22 protein-coding genes are annotated in these 23,234 nt (G+C 61.5%); 15 read left to right on the plus strand and 7 right to left on the minus strand.

Annotation, left to right across the window (positions count from 1 at the left end; all coding sequences use genetic code 11):
• Nucleotides 1–3 precede the first annotated feature (3 nt).
• From PSH86_RS13460 to gloB, 4 genes are all read right to left on the minus strand, one after another.
• On the minus strand, nucleotides 4–1,860 hold the full coding sequence (locus PSH86_RS13460; protein ID WP_109756032.1) for an extracellular solute-binding protein: 1,857 nt from the start codon (nucleotides 1,858–1,860) through the stop codon (nucleotides 4–6).
• Nucleotides 1,857–3,689, minus strand: coding sequence for an extracellular solute-binding protein (locus PSH86_RS13465; protein ID WP_109756033.1), 1,833 nt, complete (start codon nucleotides 3,687–3,689; stop codon nucleotides 1,857–1,859). The genes PSH86_RS13460 and PSH86_RS13465 overlap by 4 nt, the downstream gene beginning before the upstream one ends.
• A gap of 295 nt (nucleotides 3,690–3,984) precedes the next feature.
• Nucleotides 3,985–5,433 carry a transglycosylase SLT domain-containing protein gene (locus PSH86_RS13470; RefSeq protein WP_109756035.1) on the minus strand — a complete coding sequence of 483 codons (1,449 nt, stop codon included), beginning with the start codon at nucleotides 5,431–5,433 and terminating at the stop codon, nucleotides 3,985–3,987.
• 99 nt (nucleotides 5,434–5,532) lie between these two features.
• The gene (gene gloB / locus PSH86_RS13475; RefSeq protein ID WP_305490240.1) at nucleotides 5,533–6,300 is read right to left on the minus strand and encodes a hydroxyacylglutathione hydrolase; all 768 of its coding nucleotides are present in this window, start codon (nucleotides 6,298–6,300) and stop codon (nucleotides 5,533–5,535) included.
• Nucleotides 6,301–6,365: 65 nt separating this feature from the next.
• Between gloB and PSH86_RS13480 the strand changes: the two genes are divergently transcribed.
• The 4 genes from PSH86_RS13480 (at nucleotide 6,366) to PSH86_RS13495 (ending at nucleotide 9,552) form a co-directional block, all read left to right on the plus strand.
• Nucleotides 6,366–7,124: a methyltransferase domain-containing protein gene (locus PSH86_RS13480; protein WP_109756037.1), complete on the plus strand. Its 759-nt coding sequence runs from the start codon at nucleotides 6,366–6,368 to the stop codon at nucleotides 7,122–7,124.
• Between the two features lie 89 nt (nucleotides 7,125–7,213).
• Nucleotides 7,214–7,666, plus strand: a complete 453-nt coding sequence (gene rnhA / locus PSH86_RS13485) for a ribonuclease HI (RefSeq protein WP_030142629.1) — start codon at nucleotides 7,214–7,216, stop codon at nucleotides 7,664–7,666.
• Between the two features lie 241 nt (nucleotides 7,667–7,907).
• A complete protein-coding gene (dnaQ, locus tag PSH86_RS13490; protein WP_109756038.1) occupies nucleotides 7,908–8,669 on the plus strand; it encodes a DNA polymerase III subunit epsilon in 762 nt (253 codons plus the stop codon).
• 268 nt (nucleotides 8,670–8,937) lie between these two features.
• On the plus strand, nucleotides 8,938–9,552 hold the full coding sequence (locus tag PSH86_RS13495; protein WP_116832180.1) for a GNAT family N-acetyltransferase: 615 nt from the start codon (nucleotides 8,938–8,940) through the stop codon (nucleotides 9,550–9,552).
• On the opposite strand, the gene PSH86_RS13500 is transcribed toward PSH86_RS13495, so the two are convergent.
• Nucleotides 9,518–10,411 carry a LysR family transcriptional regulator gene (locus PSH86_RS13500; RefSeq protein ID WP_305490241.1) on the minus strand — a complete coding sequence of 298 codons (894 nt, stop codon included), beginning with the start codon at nucleotides 10,409–10,411 and terminating at the stop codon, nucleotides 9,518–9,520. The two genes, PSH86_RS13495 and PSH86_RS13500, sit on opposite strands and share 35 nt — an antisense overlap.
• Before the next feature lie 87 nt (nucleotides 10,412–10,498).
• Complete coding sequence (locus PSH86_RS13505; protein ID WP_014339045.1) at nucleotides 10,499–10,732, minus strand: hypothetical protein; 234 nt, start codon at nucleotides 10,730–10,732, stop codon at nucleotides 10,499–10,501.
• A gap of 185 nt (nucleotides 10,733–10,917) precedes the next feature.
• Here PSH86_RS13505 and PSH86_RS13510 point away from each other — a divergent pair, with 185 nt between their 5' ends.
• From PSH86_RS13510 to PSH86_RS13520, 3 genes are all read left to right on the plus strand, one after another.
• A complete protein-coding gene (locus PSH86_RS13510) occupies nucleotides 10,918–11,475 on the plus strand; it encodes an NADPH-dependent FMN reductase (protein ID WP_163853990.1) in 558 nt (185 codons plus the stop codon).
• A gap of 217 nt (nucleotides 11,476–11,692) precedes the next feature.
• A complete protein-coding gene (locus PSH86_RS13515; protein ID WP_109756043.1) occupies nucleotides 11,693–12,043 on the plus strand; it encodes a metalloregulator ArsR/SmtB family transcription factor in 351 nt (116 codons plus the stop codon).
• 37 nt (nucleotides 12,044–12,080) lie between these two features.
• A complete protein-coding gene (locus PSH86_RS13520) occupies nucleotides 12,081–13,364 on the plus strand; it encodes an arsenic transporter (RefSeq protein ID WP_134923991.1) in 1,284 nt (427 codons plus the stop codon).
• A 103-nt stretch (nucleotides 13,365–13,467) separates the two neighbouring features.
• Here PSH86_RS13520 and PSH86_RS13525 read toward each other — a convergent pair whose 3' ends face one another.
• A complete protein-coding gene (locus PSH86_RS13525; protein WP_370873788.1) occupies nucleotides 13,468–14,544 on the minus strand; it encodes a DUF1853 family protein in 1,077 nt (358 codons plus the stop codon).
• Here PSH86_RS13525 and PSH86_RS13530 point away from each other — a divergent pair.
• The 8 genes from PSH86_RS13530 (at nucleotide 14,536) to pepN (ending at nucleotide 23,025) form a co-directional block, all read left to right on the plus strand.
• Nucleotides 14,536–15,426 carry an NAD(+) kinase gene (locus PSH86_RS13530; RefSeq protein WP_003202709.1) on the plus strand — a complete coding sequence of 297 codons (891 nt, stop codon included), beginning with the start codon at nucleotides 14,536–14,538 and terminating at the stop codon, nucleotides 15,424–15,426. The genes PSH86_RS13525 and PSH86_RS13530 overlap by 9 nt on opposite strands.
• The gene (locus PSH86_RS13535) at nucleotides 15,423–16,397 is read left to right on the plus strand and encodes a metallophosphoesterase (protein ID WP_176689558.1); all 975 of its coding nucleotides are present in this window, start codon (nucleotides 15,423–15,425) and stop codon (nucleotides 16,395–16,397) included. The genes PSH86_RS13530 and PSH86_RS13535 overlap by 4 nt, the downstream gene beginning before the upstream one ends.
• 39 nt (nucleotides 16,398–16,436) lie before the next feature.
• Nucleotides 16,437–17,786: an ATP-binding protein gene (locus tag PSH86_RS13540; protein WP_109756047.1), complete on the plus strand. Its 1,350-nt coding sequence runs from the start codon at nucleotides 16,437–16,439 to the stop codon at nucleotides 17,784–17,786.
• Nucleotides 17,786–18,271, plus strand: a complete 486-nt coding sequence (locus PSH86_RS13545) for a hypothetical protein (RefSeq protein WP_109756048.1) — start codon at nucleotides 17,786–17,788, stop codon at nucleotides 18,269–18,271. The genes PSH86_RS13540 and PSH86_RS13545 overlap by 1 nt, the downstream gene beginning before the upstream one ends.
• Nucleotides 18,271–19,194, plus strand: coding sequence for a lipopolysaccharide assembly protein LapB (locus PSH86_RS13550; protein ID WP_109756049.1), 924 nt, complete (start codon nucleotides 18,271–18,273; stop codon nucleotides 19,192–19,194). Before PSH86_RS13545 ends, PSH86_RS13550 begins: the two co-directional genes overlap by 1 nt.
• 72 nt (nucleotides 19,195–19,266) lie before the next feature.
• Nucleotides 19,267–19,527: a YeaC family protein gene (locus PSH86_RS13555; RefSeq protein WP_109756050.1), complete on the plus strand. Its 261-nt coding sequence runs from the start codon at nucleotides 19,267–19,269 to the stop codon at nucleotides 19,525–19,527.
• A complete protein-coding gene (locus tag PSH86_RS13560) occupies nucleotides 19,524–20,354 on the plus strand; it encodes a DUF2797 domain-containing protein (protein WP_116832184.1) in 831 nt (276 codons plus the stop codon). Before PSH86_RS13555 ends, PSH86_RS13560 begins: the two co-directional genes overlap by 4 nt.
• A gap of 13 nt (nucleotides 20,355–20,367) precedes the next feature.
• A complete protein-coding gene (pepN, locus tag PSH86_RS13565) occupies nucleotides 20,368–23,025 on the plus strand; it encodes an aminopeptidase N (protein WP_116832185.1) in 2,658 nt (885 codons plus the stop codon).
• The last annotated feature ends 209 nt before the right edge of the window (nucleotides 23,026–23,234 follow it).

Raw genomic sequence — 23,234 nt, forward strand, 5'->3', positions numbered from 1 at the left:
GGGTTACTCCACGCTCGCGGGGGCAGCGTTGATCTGTTGTTCCATGACTTGTTTCTCTACTTCGATGGCAGGCTTGGTGTCCGGCTTGACCCACCAGGTCGTGGTGCCGATGTCATAGGTCGGCGTGATTTTCGGGTGACCGATGTGATTCCAGTAGGCCACGCGCCAGGTCTTGATGTGCCAGTTGGGGATCACGTAGTAGCCCCATTGCAGAACCCGGTCCAGTGCCCGGGCGTGGGCAACCAGGCTCTTGCGCGAATCGGCGTTGATCAGTTGTTCCACCAGTTGGTCCACGGCCGGGTCCTTCAGGCCCATGGTGTTGCGACTGCCGGGTTTGTCCGCGGCGGCGGACATCCAGAATTCGCGTTGTTCATTCCCCGGCGAGCTGGATTGCGGGAAGCTGCCCACCACCAGGTCGAAATCCCTGGAGCGTACGCGGTTGATGTACTGGGACACGTCTACCCGACGGATGACCAGTTCGATGCCCAGGTCGCTCAGGTTGCGCTTGAACGGCAGCAGCACCCGCTCGAACTCGGTCTGGGCCAGCAGGAATTCCAGCACCACCGGTTTGCCTTGGGCATCGACCATTTTGTCGTTAACGATGCGCCAGCCGGCTTCTTGCAGCAATTGGTAAGCCTTGCGCTGCTGGTCGCGGAGCATGCCGCTGCCGTCGCACACCGAAGGCTGGAAGGCTTCGGTGAAGACCTGCTCGGGAATCTTGCCGCGCAGGGGCTCGAGAATTTTCAACTCGTCTTCGCCGGGCAGGCCGGTGGCGGCCATTTCCGAATTCTCGAAGTAGCTGCGGGTACGGGCATAGGCGCCGTTGAACAGTTGCTTGTTGGTCCACTCGAAATCCAGCAACAGGCTCAAGGCCTTGCGCACCCGCACATCCTGGAAGATCGGACGGCGCAGGTTGTAGACGAAGCCCTGCATGCCAGTGGGGTTGCCGTTGGGAATCTGTTCCTTGATCAACCGGCCTTCGGTCACGGCCGGGATGTTGTAGGCATTGGCCCAGTTCTTGGCGGTCATTTCCAGCCAGAAATCGAATTGCCCGGCTTTCAAGGCCTCGACCGCGACGGTGTTGTCGCGATAGTAGTCGGTGACCAGCACGTCGAAATTGTAGAAGCCGCGATTGACCGGCAAGTCCTTGCCCCAATAGTCCTTCACCCGTTCATAGCGGATCGAGCGACCGGCCTTCACTTCGGTGACCTTGTAGGGACCGCTGCCCAGGGGGATCTCCAGGTTGCCCTTGCTGAAGTCGCGCTCGGCCCACCAGTGTTTCGGCAATACCGGCAGTTGGCCGAGGATCAGCGGCAGCTCGCGGTTATTGGTGTGCTTGAATTTGAACAGCACCTTGAGCGGTTCTTCGGCGATGACTTCGGCGACGTCGTTGTAATAGCCGCGAAACATCGGTGCGCCGTCCTTGGTCAGGGTCTGGAAGCTGAAGACCACGTCTTCGGCGCGCACCGGATGGCCGTCGTTGAACCGGGCTTCGGGGCGCAGGTAGAAGCGCACCCAACCATTGTCCGGGGCTTTCTCGATTTTTTCGGCGATCAGGCCGTATTCGGTGAACGGTTCGTCCAGGCCCTGCTTGGCCAGGGTGTCGTAGATCAGGCCGATGTCATCGGCGGGCACGCCTTTGCTGATGAACGGGTTGAGGCTGTCGAAGCCACCGAAGCCGCCCTGGCGAAACACGCCGCCCTTGGGTGCGTCCGGGTTGACGTAGTCGAAATGCTTGAAGTCGGCCGGGTATTTCGGTGGCTCGTTGTACAAGGTCACGGCATGCTGTGGCGCGGCACAGGCCAGCCCGGCGAATAACAGGCTGCTGGCCTGCAGGAGCAGGGCGCGCAAAGGCTTCATTGATCTTTCTCCGAAGATTTCAGCCACCATGCGCTCAGGCCCAGGGTGTAGGGCGGCGTGGTGACGAAGGCGAACCGGTTGCGGTACGCCAGGCGATGATAATTGAGATACCAGTTGGGGATGCAGTAATGCTGCCACAGCAGCACGCGATCCAGGGCCTTGCCGGCGGCGACCTGTTCGTCGCGGGTCTGGGCGGCGAGCAGCTTTTCCAGCAGATGGTCGACCACCGGGTTGGCAATCCCGGCGTAGTTCTTGCTGCCCTTGACCCCGACCTGGCTGGAGTGGAAGTACTGCCATTGCTCAAGGCCCGGGCTGAGGGTCTGGTTCAAGGTCAGCAGGATCATGTCGAAGTCGAACTGGTCCAGGCGCTGCTTGTACTGGGCGCGGTCCACCGTGCGCAGCCGGGCCTGGATGCCGATACTGGCGAGGTTCTCGACGTAGGGTTGCAGGATGCGCTCCAGGTTCGGGTTCACCAGCAGGATTTCGAAGCTCAGGGGCTGGCTGTCGGCGTTCAGCAGGCGTTGGCCGTTGAGGGTCCAGCCGGCTTCCTTCAATAACCCCAAGGCTTTGCGCAGGGTTTCCCGGGGAATGCCGCGCCCATCGGTCCTGGGCAAGCTGAAGGGTTCGGTGAGCAGTTTGGCCGGCAGTTGTTCCCGGTAGGGCTTGAGCAACAGCCATTCATGGCCCACCGGTAGGCCGGTAGCGGAGAATTCGCTGTTGGGGTAGTAACTGAGGGTGCGCTTGTAGGCGCCGCTGAACAGGGTGCGGTTGGTCCACTCGAAATCGAACATCAGCCCCAGGGCTTCACGCACCTTGACCTCGGCAAACGTAGCGCGCCGAGTGTTCATGAACAGGCCCTGGGTCTGGGTCGGGATCTGGTGGGGAATCTGCGCCTTGATCACGTCGCCACGCTTGATCGCCGGGAAGTCATAGCCGTTGGCCCAGTTTTTGGCCTGGTGTTCGATGTAGATATCGAACTCGCCAGCCTTGAAGGCTTCGAAGGCCACTTCGCTGTCGCGATAGAACTCCACGTCCATGCGGTCGACGTTGTATTTGCCGCGATTGACTGGCAGGTCCTTCCCCCAGTAATCCTTGACCCGTTCGAACACCAGTTGGCGGCCTGGCTGTACTTTGGTGATGCGATAAGGTCCGCTGCCCAGGGGCGGGTCGAAGGTCGTCGCCTTGAAGTCGCGGTCTTTCCAGTAGTGCTGGGGCAACACCGGCAGTTCGCCCAGGCGCAGGATCAGCAACGGATTGCCCGCGCGCTTGAAGACAAAGCGGATTTTCAGCGGGTTGAGAATGTCGACCCGCAGCACTTCCTGCAGGTTGGTGCGGTATTGCGGATGGCCTTCCTTGAGCAGCGTCCTGTAGGAGAACGCCACGTCATAGGCGGTGATCGGCACGCCATCGTGAAACCGTGCTTCGGGTCGCAGGTTGAACACCACCCAACTGCGGTCTTCGCTGTATTCCACCGATTGGGCGATCAGGCCATAGCTGGACGTCGGCTCATCGCCGGACGGGGCGTATTGGCCGGTGCCGACCATCAACGGTTCGTTCAGCTCATTGATGCCGTATTGCAGGAAATTGGGCGTGGAAACCGGGCTGCTGCCCTTGAATGTATAGGGGTTGAGCGTATCGAAGGTGCCGAATGCCATGACCCGCAAGACTCCGCCCTTGGGCGCTTGCGGGTTGACCCAGTCGAAGTGGGTGAACCTGGCCGGATACTTGAGCGTGCCGAACTGCGCATAGCCATGGCTTTCGCTGATGGTTGCGCTGGCGGGGAAGCTCAAGGCCAGGCTGATCAGGAGCAGGAGGAGGGGACGTGTCAAATCTGAGATCCGAACCAGGCGGCTTGGGCTTTTATGACCTGTACAGTAACAGCTTGTATCGGCAGGAAAAAGGCGGGGTTTAGAGGGGGGTGCCAGTCGGCTAAGCGGATACCGGCCGAGCGCAGAACCTCTGGTGAGGGGATTTATCCTCTTTGTGGGAGCTTTGACCTGTGGGAGCAAGGCTTGCCCGCGATGAACGATATCGCGGTTCAACTGTTAAACCGCAGTGTGGCCATCGCGGGCAAGCCTTGCTCCCACGGATGAACCCCTCACCACACAAAGCTCCCCGGTCACCTTAGTGCGGGGAGTAGACCGTCAACATCTGCCCAGGCTTGAGTGCCTTGCCCATTCGCGGGTTCCAGCGCTTGAGGTGCTGCATTTCCACGTTGAAGCGCTTGGCTACCACATACAGCGAGTCGCCTTGCTTGACCTTGTACTGGGTCTGCTTCTTCTGGTCCTTGGTATTGGCGGCTACCACGGTGCTGATGCGCTTGCCGGTGGCCTTGTTCGGCTTGGCGTCCTGCATCACCAGGGTCTGGCCGACCTTGAGCTTGTTGCCGCTGAGTTTGTTCCAGCGTTGCAGGTCTTTGGTCTGGACGTTGTTGGCCTTGGCAATCTGGGCCAGGTTCTCGCCGCGCTTGACGCGGTAGGTGCGTCTTGCGCCTTCCACTTCGCTGTCGTCGACATTTTCAAAGACTGGTTTGAGCGAGCGCTGGCTGATCAGCTCTTCCGGGCGCATGGTCGAGAGGCTGGCGGTCAGCAACTGAGCCTTGGATGTTGGCACCAGCAGGTGCTGCGGGCCGTCGATGGTGGTGCGCTGCTTGAAGGCCGGGTTGAGCTGGAACAGCTCGTCTTCGTCGATATTGGCCACTGCCGCGACCTTGGAAAGGTCCATGCGCTGGTTGATCTCGACGACCTGGAAATACGGTTCGTTGGCGATCGGGTTGAGGTTCACGCCATAGGCATCGGGCGACAGCACCACCTGGGACAGCGCCAACAGCTTCGGCACATAGGCCTGGGTCTCGCTGGGTAGCGGCAGGTTCCAGTAGTCGGTGGGCAGGCCGAGCTTCTCGTTGCGCTCGATGGCGCGGCTGACCGTGCCTTCGCCGGCGTTGTAGGCCGCCAGCGCCAGCAACCAGTCGCCGTTGAACATGTCATGCAGGCGCGTCAGGTAGTCCATGGCGGCCGTGGTGGAAGCGGTGATATCGCGACGCCCGTCATAGAAGCGGGTCTGGCGCAGGTTGAAGTAACGCCCCGTGGACGGGATGAATTGCCATAGGCCCACTGCGTTGGCCCGGGAATAGGCCATGGGGTTGTAGGCACTCTCGATCACCGGCAGCAGCGCCAGCTCCAGCGGCATGTTGCGCTCTTCGAGGCGTTCGACGATGTAATGGATGTACAGGCTGCCGCGCTCACCGGCGTTTTCCAGGAAGGAGGGGTTGCTGGCGAACCACAGGCGCTGTTGCTCGATACGTGGATTGACCCCGGCGGTTTCCTGCAACTGGAAGCCCTGGCGCATGCGCTCCCAGATGTCCTGGGGTACTTGGGGGCTGGGTTTTTCAGTGAGCCATACCGGCTTCTGTTTGGCGCGGGCGGCGATATTCGGCGTGTGGGCCGCGTCGGTCTGCGGCAGCTGGCTCGTGCTCTGGCAGCCCGCCAAGGTGGCGGACACAGCCACCGCGATGGCTTGAGCCAAGCGGGTCAATGTGTCTGACTGGACGGACCTGCGTATAGATGACGACATTGGCTGGAAGTAAGTTCCGGGCAAAAATGTCGGCCGATTCTAGGAAGCGCACCCCAACAGGTCAACCTTTCAGAATTTTTGTATCAATCGATAGCTGCCTTAGAACGTATCTTTCCAAGCCCTCAAGGCCGCAAAAACCTCACTCGGCGTCTGGTTTCGCTGGCCGATCCGTTCGTCTGCTTTTTGTTTAACGGATGTTTCAGTCGTGCGCAGGAACGGATTGGTGAGCTTTTCCAGGGCCAGGGTCGAGGGCAGCGTCATGATGCCTTCGCTGCGTTGCCGGCTGACTTTTTCCAGGCGGGCGGCGATGTCCGGGTTGCCTGGCTCCACCGCGGCGGCGAATTTCAGGTTGCCGAGGGTATATTCATGGGTGCAGTAGACCAGCGTATCTTCAGGCAGGGCGGCGAGGCGACTGAGCGAGTGGTGCATTTGCGTCGGCGTACCTTCGAAGAGTCGGCCGCAACCGGCGGCGAACAGGGTGTCGCCACAGAACAGCAGGCCATGGTGGTAGTAGGCGATGTGCCCCAGCGTATGGCCGGGCACGGCGTAGACATCGAAGTCCCAGCCGAGCACGCTGACCGTGTCGTTGTCATTGAGGGCCTGGTCCCGCGCCGGGATGTTTTCGCTGGCCGGGCCATGGACGGTGGCGTTCGTCGCATTTTTCAGCGCCTGGACGCCGCCGACATGGTCATGGTGATGGTGGGTGACCAGGATGTCGCTCAGGACCCAGCCCGGATGGGCTTCGAGCCAGGCCTGCACTGGCGCGGCGTCACCCGGGTCGACCACGGCGCAGCGCTGGGTGGCATGATCCTGTAACAACCAGATGTAGTTATCGGTGAATGCGGGCAGGGCACTGATCTGTATCATCGTGGAATTCGCCAAGCGGAAAACAAAGGCGCATCTTAGAACTTCCTGACGCGTTGGAGAATGCAATGACCGATGAAGCGTTCGCTCAGGCTGATCCTGACTGGCTGGCGTTGATCAGCGCCGCCCGTGAATGGCTGTCCGGCCCTGTCGGGCAATTTTTGCTGGAAGAAGAACGGCGCATGCTCGAAGACGAGTTGGGTCGGTTCTTCGGCGGCTACCTGGTGCATTACGGGCCTTCGGCCCAGACCCCGCCGTCGGCACCGCAGGTCCAGCGTAACGTGCGCCTGGGCGCGCCGTTGCCCGGGGTGGAGATCGTCTGCGAGGAGCAGGCCTGGCCCTTGAGCGAACATGCCGCCGACGTCGTGGTCTTGCAGCACGGCCTGGACTTCTGCCTGTCGCCCCATGGCTTGCTGCGTGAAGCCGCCAGCAGCGTGCGTCCTGGTGGCCATCTGTTGATCGTCGGTATCAATCCCTGGAGCAGTTGGGGGTTGCGTCACGTGTTCGCCCACGACGCCTTGCGCCAGGCCCGCTGCATCTCGGCCTCAAGGGTCGGCGATTGGCTCAACCTGCTGGGCTTCGCGCTGGAGAAACGCCGCTTCGGGTGCTATCGTCCGCCGCTTGCCTCGCCCAAGTGGCAGGCGCGCCTGGCTGGGTGGGAGCGCAAGGCTGGTGACTGGCAACTGTCCGGCGGCGGTTTCTATCTATTGGTGGCGCGCAAGATTGCGGTCGGGCTGCGCCCGGTACGCCAGGCGCGACGCGAGCCGATGGGCAAGCTGATTCCCTTGCCGATGGCCAAGGTCAATCGTCGCCACATCGAGCCGTAACCTTTTCGATGGTTCTTGCCGGCATTGGGCTGCGGGTGTTGTCGGGCCCGATCGGCGGGTCTTCGCATTTTTTTTCTGGATAGATTGGCATGAGCGATAGCGTAGAACTCTTCACTGATGGCGCCTGCAAGGGCAACCCCGGTCCGGGTGGCTGGGGCGCGTTGCTGGTGTGCAAGGGCGTGGAGAAGGAACTCTGGGGCGGCGAAGCCAATACCACCAACAATCGCATGGAACTGATGGGCGCGATCCGTGGCCTGGAAGAACTCAAGCGGCCTTGCGATGTGCTGCTGGTGACCGACTCGCAGTACGTCATGAAAGGCATCAACGAGTGGATGGCCAACTGGAAGAAACGCGGCTGGAAGACGGCGGCGAAGGAGCCGGTGAAAAACGCCGACCTGTGGAAATTGCTGGATGAGCAGGTCAATCGCCACAACGTCACCTGGAAATGGGTGCGCGGCCACATCGGCCACCACGGCAATGAACGGGCCGATCAGTTGGCCAATCGTGGGGTGGATGAGGTGCGGGGTTACAAGCAGGCTTGATTCTCGGTTGCGCCCCTGTGGCCCGGGCACTTGTGTGGGAGCAAAGCTTGCTCGCGACACAGGCGCCCTGGTTTTCCTGAAAGACCGCATGATCTTTATCGCGAGCAAGCTTTGCTCCCACAGTGTTTGCTCTCGTTCATCACTTGCTTCCAGGAGCCTGGCTCCCAGGTAAATCCCCTTGCGACAAGAGCGTGTTAAGATCCGCGCTTTTGCAAGACTGCCCGTTGAGAGCTGAACACTGATGGCCAACAGATCTGTAGTGCTGGATACCGAAACCACCGGCATGCCGGTGACCGATGGTCACCGGATTATTGAAATCGGTTGTGTCGAGCTGATCGGTCGGCGCCTGACCGGTCGCCATTTCCACGTTTACCTGCAACCGGATCGTGAAAGTGACGAGGGCGCCATTGGCGTGCACGGCATTACCAACGAATTCCTGGTGGGCAAGCCGCGTTTCGCCGAAGTGGCCGATGAGTTCTTCGAATTCATCCAGGGCGCGCAGTTGATCATCCACAACGCGGCGTTCGACGTTGGGTTCATCAACAACGAATTTGCCCTGATGGGCCAGCACGACCGGGCTGACATTACCCAGCACTGCACCATCCTCGATACCCTGATGATGGCCCGGGAGCGTCACCCGGGGCAGCGCAACAGCCTCGATGCCTTGTGCAAGCGCTACGGTGTCGACAACTCCGGCCGTGAACTGCACGGCGCCTTGCTCGACTCCGAGATCCTGGCCGACGTCTACCTGACCATGACCGGTGGCCAGACCAGCCTGTCCCTGGCCGGCAACGCCTCGGACGGCAATGGTACTGGCGAAGGCTCCGGCAACCAGGCCACGGAAATCCGCCGTTTGCCCGCTGACCGTCAGCCAGCGCGGATCATCCGTGCCAGCGAAAGCGACCTGGCCGAACATGCCGCGCGTCTGGAAGCCATCGCCAAGTCCGCAGGTGCTCCGGCATTGTGGACGCAGTTGGCCGAGGCGCAGGCCGCGGCGAACTGATGAACCCCTGTGGGAGCGGGCTTGCTCGCGAAGGTGTCGGTACGCTCAGCACACATGCAAGCTGACCCACCGCTTTCGTGAGCAAGCCCGCTCCTACTAAAGGATGCCACCAACCAATTGTTCATTTCTCGCCACAATCGCCACGACCTTCTAACCTGAGGTAACGGGCAGGCTATGGATCCCGCTTGATGTGTGAAGACTTGAAAGGCAAGGGCAATGGATGGCAATACGCCGTTGGTTGCCTCAAGGAATGAGGACCTTCCCCAGTATGCAACCGGTCATGAATCCCAAGCACCCGGGGTTGTCGGTGCGCGTTGTCGATGATGGCTTCGCCGCCTATATATGGGGCAGTGATTTCAGTTTCGAAGTCAGCGACTACGGTACGGCGCAGATAGGTCGGCCCGTGAGCCAGTGGCCGGTGACGCCCATCGTTCCCTATCGCAAGTGCTACGGCATCGATCCCGAAGAGTTCAGCAGCTTTCGCGATGCCCCGGACAGCGAGATCTTCATGGCCTATCTCGACGATCAGCCAGTGGGGCACATCGTGGTCAGTACCAACTGGAACGGTTTCGCTCACATCGACGAACTGGCGGTGCATGCCCCGGCGCGGCGCCACGGGGTGGCCAAGGCGCTGCTCGACGTCGCTCACTTCTGGAGTCGCAAGAAGAAACTGCCGGGGATCATGCTGGAAACCCAGAACAACAACCTGGGGGCCTGCCGGCTCTATGAGCGCTGCGGTTATGTGCTCGGCGGCATCGATCACTTGCGCTATCGCGGCATTGACCGACATACCGCTGAAGTGGCGTTGTTCTGGTATCGGCTGTTCGACGATCCGTTGGGCATGTCGATCAGTGGCCCAGCAACGCCTCGGCTTGTTCCGTAACCCGTTCCAGCAGCGATTGAACGGCGGGCGAGGGCGTCGTGCCGTTCAGGCTCAGGGCATAGAGACCAATCGGGATAGCGGGCGACACCGGGCAGACGTCCAGGCCACCGTCCTTGGCGCCCGAGGCGGTGAAAGGGTCGACGATGGCCAGGCCTTCGCCGGCCTCGACCATGGCGCGCATCATCTGATGTGTCTGTACGCGAATCTGGATCACCGGTGCCGGGCGTAGCGCCGCCAGTTTATGCTCGAACGCCGGGCTTAGCGGGTCATGGCCATCGAGCCCCACCAACGACTGGCCTGCCAGGTCCTGTAGCGAAACGTATTTCTGCCGTGGTTGCAGCCAGCCGTGGGGCGCCAGCAATTGCAGTTTGCCCTGGGCGATCATCTGGCAATGGATGTCGGGGTGTTCAGGGGCGTGCAGGCTCAGTCCCAGGTCGGCTTCACGCAATAGCAAGCTGTGGACGATGTCGCGGGTCGGTTGGCTGAGTAAGGTGCAAGGCGCATCCGGATGACGTCGACGCAGGGCGGCGATGCTCTGGGGTAATAATTGTTGGGCCAGCGGCGGGGTGCAGATGATACGCAGAGGGGGTGCCTGATAGTGCTTCAGGCTGCTGGCCAGCCGCTGCACCGGCTCGAGGGTGTCGTACACCCGCGTGATGCCGTCACGCAGCTCAAGGGTTTCCCGGGTGGCCTGCAAGCGTCCGCGCACGCTGGCAAACAGCATGAAGCCCAATTGGGTCTCGGCATCGCGCAGGATCGCCTCGACCTCCGCCACCGGCAGTTGCAGCCATTCGGCCGCCGTGCCGAGGTGGCCGGTCTGCAGCAGCGCCTGGATCACTTCGATGTGGCGTAAACGCATGCAAGAAGTCCATGTTCGGCGGGTGAGCCATTGAATGGCTGAATCCTAACCCAAGTCCGGGCATGACTTCTGCTCATAACCAACTGGTTACAGCGCTATTTGCGTTTCGGGTTCGCGCGTTAACTTGATGCCGGTCTGCACCAATTCAAACTCGTCCTCGTTGAGTTTCTTGACTCGATCACCGATCGCCAGCTTATAGGTGGTGACAGGCTCCTTGCCGTTTCCGTCGGGCGACGGGGTCGATTCCTGAAACTCATGCACTGAATAGACGCGACCTTCGGCGTCCCTCGCATGAAATTGTCCGACAAGTACTGCTGCCATTGCTTAGAACCTCTGGAAATAAATCACTCGATTTGCGGTTCTGTAGACCCTGGTCAAGCGCGGTAAGTTTTCCTACATGAAAAAAATAGTCCAGCCGACCGGTTTTCGTCGTTCCACTGGTCCAATTGTCCTCCCGATCATCTATAACTGAAGGCTCCTTTGAGCCGACAGTCGAGAAGCCTCTCATGAGTAATGTCTACACAGTGGCCGTTTTAGTGGGCAGCCTGCGCAAGGCATCGATCAACCGCAAGGTCGCCCTGGCACTGGCTGACCTGGCGCCAGCCAACCTCAAGTTGAACATCGTCGAGATCGGCGAGTTGCCGCTTTATAACGAAGACATTGACGTAACACCGCCGGCAGCCTACACCACATTCCGTCAACAGGTGGGCGCGGCTGATGCTTTGTTGTTCGTTACGCCTGAGTACAACCGCTCGGTGCCGGCACCGTTGAAAAATGCCATCGACGTCGGTTCGCGTCCCTACGGCCAGAGTTGCCTGAGTGGCAAGCCGGGTGCGGTGATCAGTGCTTCGCCGGGTGCCATCGGCGGTTTCGGTGCCAACCATCATTTGCGCCAGTCGCTGGTATTCCTCGACGTTCCCTGCATGCAGCAGCCGGAAGCCTACCTGAGCGGTGCCGGGACGGCGTTTGACGAGGCGGGCAAGCTGTCGGAGTCGGTGCGGCCTTTCCTGCAAACGTTCATCAATGCCTATGGCAAGTGGGTCGAGCAACACAAGAAGGTTTGATGCCCCGAGATTTCAGGTAAACCCTGTGGCGAGGGAGCTGGCTTGTGGCGAGGGAGCTTGCTCCCGCTCGGTTGCGCAGCAACCGCTCCAGGGCCTGCTTCGCAGTCCAGCGGGAGCAAGCTCCCTCGCCACAAGTGCGCCCCCCTTCAATCCGCGCTTTACTGAATATTCGAATCTCCATATATTCGCCCTTCGCTCATCCAGGCTTTCTATCGCCATGTCTGATTCCCACAACCCCGTCGATGTCTTCAAGGCCCTGGCCGATGACACTCGTACACGCATTGCGCTGCTGTTGGCCCGCGAAGGCGAGTTGTGCGTCTGCGAGCTCACCGCCGCGCTGGGCCTGAGCCAGCCGAAGATCTCCCGGCACCTGGCGCAGCTGCGCAGCGCTGGCCTGCTCAGCGATCGGCGCCAAGGGCAATGGGTCTACTACCGTCTGCATCCGCAGTTGCCGTCCTGGGTCAGCACCTTGCTGGAGCAGGCGTTGGCCGCCAACACGGCATGGCTGATGGCCGATGTCGAGCGTTTGGTTGCCATGGTTGATCGTCCGGTGGCGCGTTGCTGCTGATTTCCTCTTTTCAAACCTTCTTTCAAGGCTGTTGCGCATGCTCATCGCGTCGTTGATTTTCCTGCTGACCATTACGCTGGTGATCTGGCAGCCCAGGGGGCTTGGCGTTGGCTGGAGCGCGACGCTTGGCGCGTTGCTGGCCTTGTTGAGCGGGGTGGTGCAGGTCGGTGACATTGCGCTGGTCTGGCAGATTATCTGGAACGCCACCGGGACCTTTGTCGCGCTGATTATCATCAGCCTGCTGCTGGACGAGGCGGGCTTCTTCGCCTGGGCGGCCTTGCATGTGGCCCGTTGGGGGAAGGGCAGTGGGCGCAAGCTGTTTGCGTTCATGGTGCTGCTAGGGGCGCTGGTGTCGGCGCTGTTTGCCAATGACGGGGCGGCGCTAATCCTGACGCCCATCGTGATTTCGATGTTGCTGGCGTTGCGTTTTTCTCCGGCGGCGACCCTGGCGTTCGTGATGGGGGCGGGTTTCATTGCCGATACCGCGAGCCTGCCGCTGGTGGTGTCGAACCTGGTGAACATCGTCTCGGCGGACTTCTTCGGCATTGGGTTCAATCGCTACGCGGCGGTCATGGTGCCGGTGAACCTGGTCAGTGTGGCGGCGAGCCTGGCGATACTGCTGTGGCTGTTTCGTCGCGACATCCCGCGTGACTACGATCCGCATCAACTGGACGATCCGGCGACGGCGATCCACGACAAGGCGACGTTTTATGCCGGTTGGGTGGTGTTGGTGATCCTGTTGTTGGGCTGCTTTGCCCTGGAGCCGCTGGGGATTCCCATCAGTGCGATCTCCGCGGTCTGTGCGGCGTTGCTGCTGGCAGTCGCGGCCCGCGGTCACAAGATTTCCACCCGCAAGGCGATGAAGGAAGCGCCCTGGCAGATCGTGATTTTCTCCCTCGGTATGTACCTGGTGGTCTATGGCCTGCGCAACGCCGGGCTGACCGGCTACCTGGCCCACTGGCTCGACGGTTTCGCCGAATATGGCGTGTGGGGTGCGGCGATGGGCACCGGCGTGCTGACGGCGTTGCTCTCGTCGGTGATGAACAATTTGCCGACGGTGCTGATCGGCGCCTTGTCCATCGATGCCAGCCAGGCCACCGGGGTGGTGAAGGAGGCGATGATCTACGCCAACGTCATCGGCAGCGACCTGGGCCCGAAAATCACACCGATTGGCAGCCTGGCGACGTTGCTGTGGCTGCATGTGCTGGAGCGCAAGAATATCCGGATCGGCTGGGGGTATTACTTCAAGGTCGGGATCGTGCTTACGGTGCCGGTGTTGCTGGTGACGTTGGCGGCGTTGGCTTTGCGGTTGTCACTTTAAACCGTAGCGGCCCCTTCGCGAGCAAGCCCGCTCCCACAGGAGAATGCATTCCAATGTGGGAGCGGGCTTGTTCGCGAAGACGGCTACCCAGGCACCACAAAACTCACCCATTCCCCGGCACATTCGGCCAAAGATCGGCCACCAGGAATACCCGCTCGGCTTCCTCCCACTCCCCCTCGGCATTTTCAGTCAGGCGCACCATCAGCTGCGCCGGCGCCACGGGCTCGAGGGCCATTCGCCAGGCTTCCAGTTGCGAGGTGTCCCAGGTCTGCTCCGCCGGATAGTGGGCCGGGGCCAGCCAGGCGGCGCGGGGCAGGGGTTGCCAGCGCCCTGGTGGACGTTGGTCGACGAATGCTGGCCAATCACGCTGATGCAGCCAACTGCCCCGTAAATGCCGAGGGTGCGCACCGGTTGGCGGGTCGGCCCGGCCCGGCCAGGGATAAAGCAGGTAGCCGCCGAGCCAGAGCTCGGAGCGAAACGACTCGAGGCCGGCCGGTTCAATGCCCAAGGTCGCCAAGGCCTCACGGCTTTCCGGGCGGGCCGAGATCGGCAGTTGGTGTTCGCGCAGATGCGCCAGTTTACGGTCGAGCCGGTCGTGACAGCCCGGCCCGAGCCACTGCGCGGCGTCCCGGCCATTGCCGTCCTGCGGCCCGAGGTACAACTTGATGGCCAGCTCCAGGTGGTGGATGCCGTCGCGATCGCGCAGCAGCAGGTCCAGTTCGCCCAGCGTATGGCCTTCGCGCCGGATCGGCAGATTCGCGGCGATCAATTCGATGCCCGGGGCATGCTGCACGGCAAACTGCCAGAGCCTTTCGTAATACAGGCCCAGGCGTCGTGTCCGCCCTTGGGACAGGCAGTGCAGCAATGGGTAGCTGTCGCGGTCCAATTGCCGCAGCCAGTGTTCCAGTCGATGGGGATCCTGCACCCAGTCACTGCCGGCCAGGGGATGGCGCTGGGGCCAGGGCGTGTCGATGAGCATCGGCGGGGCGATGATCGCCCACGCGAGGTCGCGCACTTCGGGATGGCGTAGGCGGCGGGGCAAGTCCAGCAATTCAGGGAACAGGATCATTTTGCGAGCATAGCCTGTGGCAAGGCTTAAAGAATTTTGTCTATGGAGCGCTTTCGCCCATAATCGTGGTTTTCGCCCGCCGCAGACCCTCGCAGGAGCCTCATGGAGCAATTTCGCAATATCGGCATCATCGGTCGCCTGGGCAGTTCGCAGGTGTTGGACACCGTTCGCCGTCTCAAACGTTTCCTCCTGGAGCGGCACCTGCATGTGATCCTCGAAGATACCATCGCCGAAGTGTTGCCGGGCCATGGCCTGCAGACCTCGTCGCGCAAGATGCTCGGCGAAGTCTGCGACATGGTGATCGTGGTTGGCGGCGACGGCAGCCTGCTGGGGGCCGCCCGGGCCCTGGCGCGGCACAATATCCCGGTGCTGGGGATCAACCGGGGCAGCCTGGGGTTCCTCACCGATATCCGCCCTGACGAGCTGGAGACCAAGGTCGCCGAGGTGCTGGACGGCCATTACCTGGTGGAAAACCGCTTCCTGCTGCAAGCCGAGGTCCGCCGTCACGCCGAGGCCATCGGCCAGGGCGATGCCCTCAATGACGTGGTGCTGCACCCCGGCAAATCCACGCGCATGATCGAATTCGAACTGTACATCGACGGTCAGTTCGTCTGCAGCCAGAAGGCCGACGGCCTGATCGTCGCGACCCCGACCGGTTCCACGGCTTACGCGCTTTCAGCCGGCGGGCCGATCATGCACCCCAAGCTCGACGCTATTGTGATCGTGCCCATGTACCCCCATACCTTGTCTGGGCGACCGATTGTGGTCGATGGCAACAGTGAGCTGAAAATCGTCGTGTCCAAGGATATGCAGATCTACCCGCAAGTGTCTTGTGACGGCCAGAACCATTTCACCTGCGCGCCGGGTGACACCATCACCGTCAGCAAGAAAGCGCAGAAGCTGCGCCTGATCCATCCGCTGGATCACAATTACTACGAAGTCTGCCGGACCAAGCTCGGCTGGGGCAGTCGGTTGGGGGGTGGAGGCGACTGATGCTCGATCCTGCGCGCAGTTACGATTTGATCGGTGACGTGCACGGATGCGCCCTGACCCTGGAACACCTGCTGGACCGACTCGGTTACCACAAGCAGGGCGGGGTCTGGCGGCATCCGTCGCGCATGGCCGTGTTCCTGGGGGACATCATCGACCGTGGCCCGCGGATTCGTGAAGCGCTGCACATCGTCCATGATATGGTCGTGGCCGGCCAGGCGCTGTGCATCATGGGCAACCACGAGTTCAACGCCCTGGGTTGGAGCACACCGGCCTTGCCCGGCAGTGGCCAGCGCTATGTGCGCGAGCACACGCCGCGCCACGCCCGCTTGCTCCACGAGACCCTGACCCAGTTCGAGCAGCATCCCGGTGATTGGCATGACTTCCTCGAATGGTTCTATGACCTGCCGCTGTTTGTCGATGCCGGTCGGTTCCGGGTGGTGCACGCCTGTTGGGATGCGGGCCTGATCGAACCGTTGCGTGGGCTGTTCCCGGACGGTTGTGTCGACGAGCATTTCCTCCAGGCCTCGGCGCAACCGGGCAGTTTTGCCTGCACGGTGTTCGATCGTTTGCTGCGCGGCACCGACATGCGCCTGCCCCATGGCCTGACGCTGACCGGTGGCGATGGCCTGACCCGTTCGTTTTTCCGCACCAAGTTCTGGGAAGACAACCCGCAGACCTACGGCGACATCGTGTTCCAGCCCGACGCCTTGCCGGAGCCGGTGGCCCGTACGCCGCTGTCGCCGGATGAAAAAAACAACCTGTTGCGCTATGGCGCCCATGAACCCTTGCTGTTCGTCGGCCACTATTGGCGCAGCGGTAAACCCGCGCCGATTCGTCCGAACCTGGCCTGCCTGGATTACAGTGCGGTGCTCTACGGCAAACTGGTTGCTTATCGCCTGGACCAGGAAACCCGTCTGGACCCGCACAAGTTTGTCTGGGTCGATGTCGAGCGGCCGGAGGTGGTGCAGTGAGACTGTCTGTCACGCGAACGCATTTTTTGAGGAAGTGCCATGGATGATTCGACGTTCGACCAACTGGAGGCCGCGCTCCTGGCTGCCCCCGGTAACGTCGCGCTGCTGACACTGTTGCTCGACGCCAGTGTCGAGCGCAGCGAGTACGAGCGCGGGCTTGGGTTGTTGCCTGCCGATCTTGAGCAATGGAGCGATGCCCAGGCCTTGAAAATGGCCGCGGCCAGGTTATGTATCGCCGCGAGCCAGGCGCAACGGGCCCTCGGCCTGATTGAAGGCAACGAGCCTGCCGCGCGGATGCTCAGGGCGCGCGCCTTCGCAGCCCTTGAGCAGATGAAGGAAGCCCAGGTGGAATACCGTGCCGCGGTAGACGCCAACCCGGCCCTGGAAGACATGGCGCTATGGCGTCGCTTGAACGTATCCGTGACCGACTTTTCCGCTGCGCAAGGGCGTCCGCGCTTGCGCGTGATCTCCAATGACAACACCGACCAGACCGAGGTCCGGCGCCTGTTGGTGCCGGAAAAGGAAGCCCTGTCCTTCGATGACATCGGTGGCCTGGACGAGCTGAAGAAAACCATTCACAAGAAAATCATCCTGCCTTACCAGAAGCCCGGCCTGTTCCAGCGCTTTCGCAAGCGGGTCGGCGGGGGCGTGTTGCTCTATGGGCCTCCGGGATGTGGCAAGACCATGCTGGCGCGGGCCACGGCCGGGGAGTGCAAGGCGACGTTCTTCAACGTGGCCATTTCCGATGTCCTGGACATGTACATCGGCGAATCCGAGCGCAAGTTGCACGCGCTGTTCGAACAGGCCCGTGCCCAGGCTCCGGCGGTAATGTTTTTCGATGAAGTCGAGGCCTTGGGTGGCAAGCGTTCCAACACCCGGGACTCGACCTCTTCGAAGCTGGTCAGCCAGTTCCTGTCCGAGATGGACGGTTTTACCAAGGACAACCACGGCGTACTGATCCTCGCCGCGACCAACGTGCCTTGGTCGGTGGACTCGGCCTTCAGGCGCCCGGGGCGTTTTGACCGGGTGTTGTTCGTGCCACCACCCGACCGGCCAGCCAGGGAAGCCATGCTCAAGCTGATGATGGAAGGTCGTCCAACGGCCGAGGACATCGACTTTGCCTTCCTGGCGAAAAACACCTCGGGCTTTTCCGGTGCGGACCTGGGTGAGTTGGTGGAAACCGCCGCTGACGAAGCGATCGAAGAGTCCATCAGCGGCGCGAGCGAGCAACCGATCTGCGACCGGCATTTCAAGCAGGCGCTCAAGGAAGTGCGGGCAACCACCCTGGAATGGCTGACCACGGCGCGCAACTACGCGCGCTATGCCAATGAAGGCAACCAGTACGACGAAGTGCTGGCCTTCCTCGACAAACACGGGAAGGGTCGCTGATGGCGCAGTACGGTGGTTATCGCATTGAGGACGAGCCACGTCCGGGCGCCCTGGCCAAGTGGGCCGTCTCGCCTTTCTGGCCGCTGCTGGGGCTGATGTTGGGGGGCGCCTGGCTCGGCTTGCCGTGGTTTGTCTTCAACGCCATCGCGGTGGGCAGCCCGACCCGGGTGCGTGAATGGTTGCTGGCCGGCCTTTGCCTGGTGGGCAGCCTGCTCATCGGTTTGGGATTGCTGCAATTGGTAGAGGCGGGGTACATCCAGAGCCAGGCGCAGATTCAGTACGCCTTGTTGACCTTGGTGGTGTGGAAGCTTGCCATCGGCTATCTGCTGTTCATGCAGCAGAACGCGACCATCGAGATCTACCAATACTACGGTGGCGTGCTGAACCGCTTCGGTTTGCCAGTGGTGTTGATTGGCGCGTTCGTGCTCAAGGGCATGGTCATCAAGTGGGTGCCTGCCACTCTCTGGTATCTGGTGGTGAGCTGATGAATACCGATTATCTGCTGCAACTGGCGTATCAACGCTTGCAGGCCGACCATTACGACGGTGCCATCGATGCGCTGCGCCAATTGCTGGCGAGCGATCCGGACTCGGCCGAAGCCCATGCGTTGCTGGCGGTGTGCCTGATCAATCTGCGCCGCGTGCATGCCGCCAGGCGCGAGGTGCAGTTGGCGCTGCTGGCCGATGCACAGTTGCCGCTCGCCCATTACGCTGCCGCCCAGGTTGCCATTGCCTTGCGCAAGTTCAAGCTGGCCCAGGAACACTTGACCCAGTTGCTGGATATGGAACCGCTCAATCCGGTCAACTACCGCACGCTGGCCGACCTTTACCAGTTGACCGGCCGCCTGGAACAAAGCCGCGAACCATTGGAAAAAGCCCTGGAACTGGCCCCCGACGATGCGTCCAACCTGGTGGCCATGGCCCAGTTTTATCGTGCCAGCGGCCAGTGGGGGCAAGCGCATCAGTTCGCCCGCCAGGCCTTGCAGGCCGAGCCAGGGCATACCGGGGCCGTGGTGGTACTCGGGCACTTGCTATTGCGCGAAGGTGACGTCGAGGGCGCGCGCGAGCACGCGATCTGGGCCTTGCAGGAAAACGCCAATGACCGGGCCGCGCTGCACTTGCTGACTGCCGTCAAGGCTCGCAGCAGTCTGTTTCTGGGAACATGGTGGCGATTCAACAGTTGGATGAGCGAGCGCAGCGCCAGTCGCGCCATCGTGGTGTTGTTGCTCATGTTCGTGGTCTATCGGGTGGTGGTCATCACCCTGACGGCCCAGGGCTACCCGCAGGTGGCCCAGGTGATTGATTGGCTATGGCTGGGGTTTGCCGCGTACACCTTTGCCGCGCCACAGATATTCAGGCACTCGCTGGAAAAAGAGCTGGCCCAGGTCAAGCTGTCCAGGGAATTCTAAACAGCGAGTGCCCACACGGCGGTCAGTCGTGCTTTGCCTTGGAACCCGCGACATTATTGGAGATTGCTTAACATGTCGTCTTTTGCAGAAATGATCGAGAACATCACCCCTGACATCTACCAAAGCCTGAAACTGGCGGTGGAAATCGGTAAATGGGCCGATGGCAACAAGCTCACCGCCGAGCAGCGCGAGTTGTCGCTGCAAGCGATGATCGCCTGGGAGATCCAGAACCTGCCCGAAGACGAGCGCACCGGCTACATGGGCCCGCAGGAGTGCCAGTCGAAGTCGACCACCGTCCCGAATATCCTGTTCAAGTCGGACGCCATCCATTGATCGAGATTGGCCGCGGTGCAATCAGCAAGATGTCGGCGCGCCTTGACGGGCCGACTGTTCAATACGCCTTTCGCCTGGGCGATGCCGAGGTGCCGGTCAACCCGTTGATTGGCAGCACGGTGCGCCTGGAGTTTCTCGGTGCGATCCACTGCACCCATTGCGGGCGCAGGACCAAGACCAGCTTCAGCCAGGGCTATTGCTACCCTTGCATGACCAAGCTGGCCCAGTGCGACCTGTGCATCATGAGCCCCGAACGCTGCCATTTCGAGGCGGGCACCTGCCGTGAGCCGGCCTGGGGCGAGCAGTTCTGCATGACCGATCATGTGGTCTACCTGGCCAATTCCTCGGGCGTGAAGGTCGGCATTACCCGTGCCACGCAATTGCCGACCCGCTGGCTGGACCAGGGCGCCAGCCAGGCGCTGCCGATCCTGCGGGTCGCCACGCGTCAGCAATCGGGGTTTGTCGAAGACCTGTTCCGCAGCCAGGTGGCGGACAAGACCAACTGGCGCGCATTGCTCAAGGGCGACGCCGTGGCGGTGGACCTGCCGGCGATCCGTGACTCGCTGTTCGAAAGCTGCGCCCAGGGATTGCAGGGTTTGCAGGAACGTTTTGGCTTACAGGCGATCCAGACCATAGCGGACGTCGAGCCTATCGAGATCCGTTATCCGGTGGAGCAATACCCGGCCAAGATCGTCAGTTTCAACCTGGACAAGAACCCGATTGCTGAAGGCACGCTGCTGGGGATCAAGGGCCAGTACCTGATTTTCGACACCGGCGTGATCAACATTCGTAAATACACGGCCTACCAGCTCGCCGTGCATCAGTAGAAGGACTCGACCCATGCGCACCGAACAACCGAAGATGATCTACCTGAAGGACTATCAGGCCCCCGAATACCTGATCGACGAGACGCACCTGACCTTCGAGTTGTTCGAGGACCACAGCCTGGTCCATGCGCAACTGGTGATGCGCCGCAACCCCGAGCGCGGGGCCGGGCTGCCACCGCTGGTGCTCGATGGCCAGCACCTGGAACTGGTTTCGCTCAAGCTCGATGACGCCGACCTGGGGCAGGGCGACTACCAGTTGGACGACAGTCATCTGACCCTGCAGCCCAAGGCCCAGGCCTTCACGGTCGATACTACCGTCAGGATCCACCCGGAAACCAACACCGCCCTGGAAGGCCTGTACAAATCCGGCAGCATGTTCTGCACCCAGTGCGAGGCCGAAGGTTTCCGCAAGATCACCTACTACCTCGACCGCCCGGACGTGATGAGCAAGTTCACCACCACCGTGGTGGCCGAGCAGCACAGCTATCCGGTGCTGTTGTCCAACGGCAACCCGATTGCCAGCGGTCCTGGCGAAGACGGCCGCCATTGGGCGACCTGGGAAGACCCGTTCAAGAAGCCTGCCTACCTGTTTGCCCTGGTGGCCGGTGACTTGTGGTGCGTCGAAGACACCTTCACCACCATGAGCGAGCGCACCGTGGCCCTGCGCATTTATGTCGAGCCGGAAAACATCGACAAGTGCCAGCACGCCATGACCAGCCTGAAGAAGTCGATGCGCTGGGACGAGGAAGTGTACGGGCGTGAATACGACCTGGACATCTTCATGATCGTTGCGGTCAACGATTTCAACATGGGCGCCATGGAGAACAAGGGCCTCAATATCTTCAACTCCAGCGCCGTGCTGGCCCGCGCCGAAACCGCCACCGATGCCGCGCACCAGCGGGTCGAGGCGATCGTCGCCCACGAATACTTCCACAACTGGTCGGGCAACCGCGTGACCTGCCGCGACTGGTTCCAGCTGTCGCTCAAGGAAGGTTTCACGGTGTTCCGCGATGCCGGGTTCTCGGCCGACATGAACTCCGCCACCGTCAAGCGTATCCAGGACGTGGCCTACCTGCGCACCCACCAGTTCGCCGAGGACGCCGGCCCCATGGCCCACCCGGTGCGTCCGGACAGCTTCATCGAGATCTCCAACTTCTACACCCTGACCGTGTACGAAAAGGGCTCGGAAGTGGTTGGCATGATCCACACCCTGCTAGGGCCTGAGGGTTTCCGCAAGGGCAGTGATCTGTATTTCGAACGCCATGATGGCCAGGCCGTGACCTGCGATGACTTCATCAAGGCCATGGAAGATGCCAATGGCGTCGACTTGACTCAGTTCAAGCGCTGGTACAGTCAGGCCGGTACGCCACGGCTGGCGGTGAGCGAGTCCTACGACGCTACGGCCAAGACTTACAGCCTGACCTTCAGCCAGAGCTGCCCGCCGACCCCGGACAAGCAGGAAAAGCTGCCGTTCGTGATTCCCGTCGAACTGGGCCTGCTCGACAGCAAGGGCGCCGAAATCCCGTTGCGCCTGGCCGGTGAAGCCGCTGCGAGCGGCACGTCCCGGGTGATCTCGGTGACCGAAGCCGAGCAGACCTTCACCTTTGTCGACATCGCCGAACAACCTTTGCCATCGTTGCTGCGGGGTTTCTCGGCACCGGTGAAACTGAGCTTCCCGTACAACCGCGACCAACTGATGTTCCTGATGCAGCACGACAGCGACGGTTTCAACCGCTGGGATGCCGGCCAGCAATTGTCGGTGCAGGTGTTGCAGGAACTGATCGCCCAGCATCAGCAGGGCACCAGCCTGTCGTTGGATCCGCGTCTGGTCAGCGCCTTGCGCACGGTGCTGTCGGACGAATCCCTGGATCAGGCCATGGTCGCGGAAATGCTGTCGCTGCCGAGTGAAGCCTATCTGACGGAAATCAGCGAAGTGGCTGACGTCGAGGCGATCCATGCTGCTCGCGAGTTCGCCCGCCAGCAATTGGCCGATAACCTGTTCGAAGCCCTGTGGCTGCGCTATGAAGCCAACCGCGACCTGTCGAAACGCACGCCATACGTGGCCGAGGCCGAGCATTTCGCCCGTCGCGCATTGCAGAACATCGCATTGTCGTACCTGATGCTTACCGACAAGCCCGAGGTGCTGAGCGCGACCCTGGAGCAGTTCGATACCGCCGATAACATGACCGAGCGCCTGACCGCGCTGGCAGTGCTGGTCAATTCGCCGTTCGAAGCCGAGAAGGCCAAGGCTCTGGAAGTGTTCGCGGAAAACTTCAAGGGCAACCCGCTGGTCATGGACCAATGGTTCAGCGTCCAGGCCGGCAGCCCGCTGCCGGGTGGCCTGGCGCGGGTCAAGGCTTTGATGGAGCACTCGGCGTTCAACATCAAGAACCCGAACAAGGTGCGGGCGCTGATCGGTGCATTCGCCGGACAGAACCTGATCAACTTCCACGCCGCCGACGGTTCGGGCTATCGCTTCCTGGCGGACCTGGTGATCCAGCTCAACGGTTTCAACCCGCAGATCGCCTCGCGGCAACTGGCGCCGCTGACCCGCTGGCGCAAATACGACAGTGCCCGCCAGGCGCTGATGAAAGCCGAGCTGGAACGTATCCTGGCGTCCGGCGCGCTCTCCGCCGATGTGTTCGAGGTGGTGAGCAAGAGCCTGGCGTGACCTTGATGCCGCGGTCTGCCTGGCGGACCGCGGTGCCTTCATCGCGAGCAGGCTCGCTCCCACAGTAGGTCTTCAGTGAACACATATTTTGTGCTCAACAGAGATCCATTGTGGGAGCGAGCCTGCTCGCGATAGCGTCAGATGCTTCACCGCTAGTTACTCAGCCATCACTCCACCGAATACCCTGCCATTCACCCCCAGCGCCAGCC

Source organism: Pseudomonas sp. FP2300 (genome assembly GCF_030687595.1).
Taxonomy (GTDB): Bacteria; Pseudomonadota; Gammaproteobacteria; order Pseudomonadales; family Pseudomonadaceae; genus Aquipseudomonas; species Aquipseudomonas bijieensis.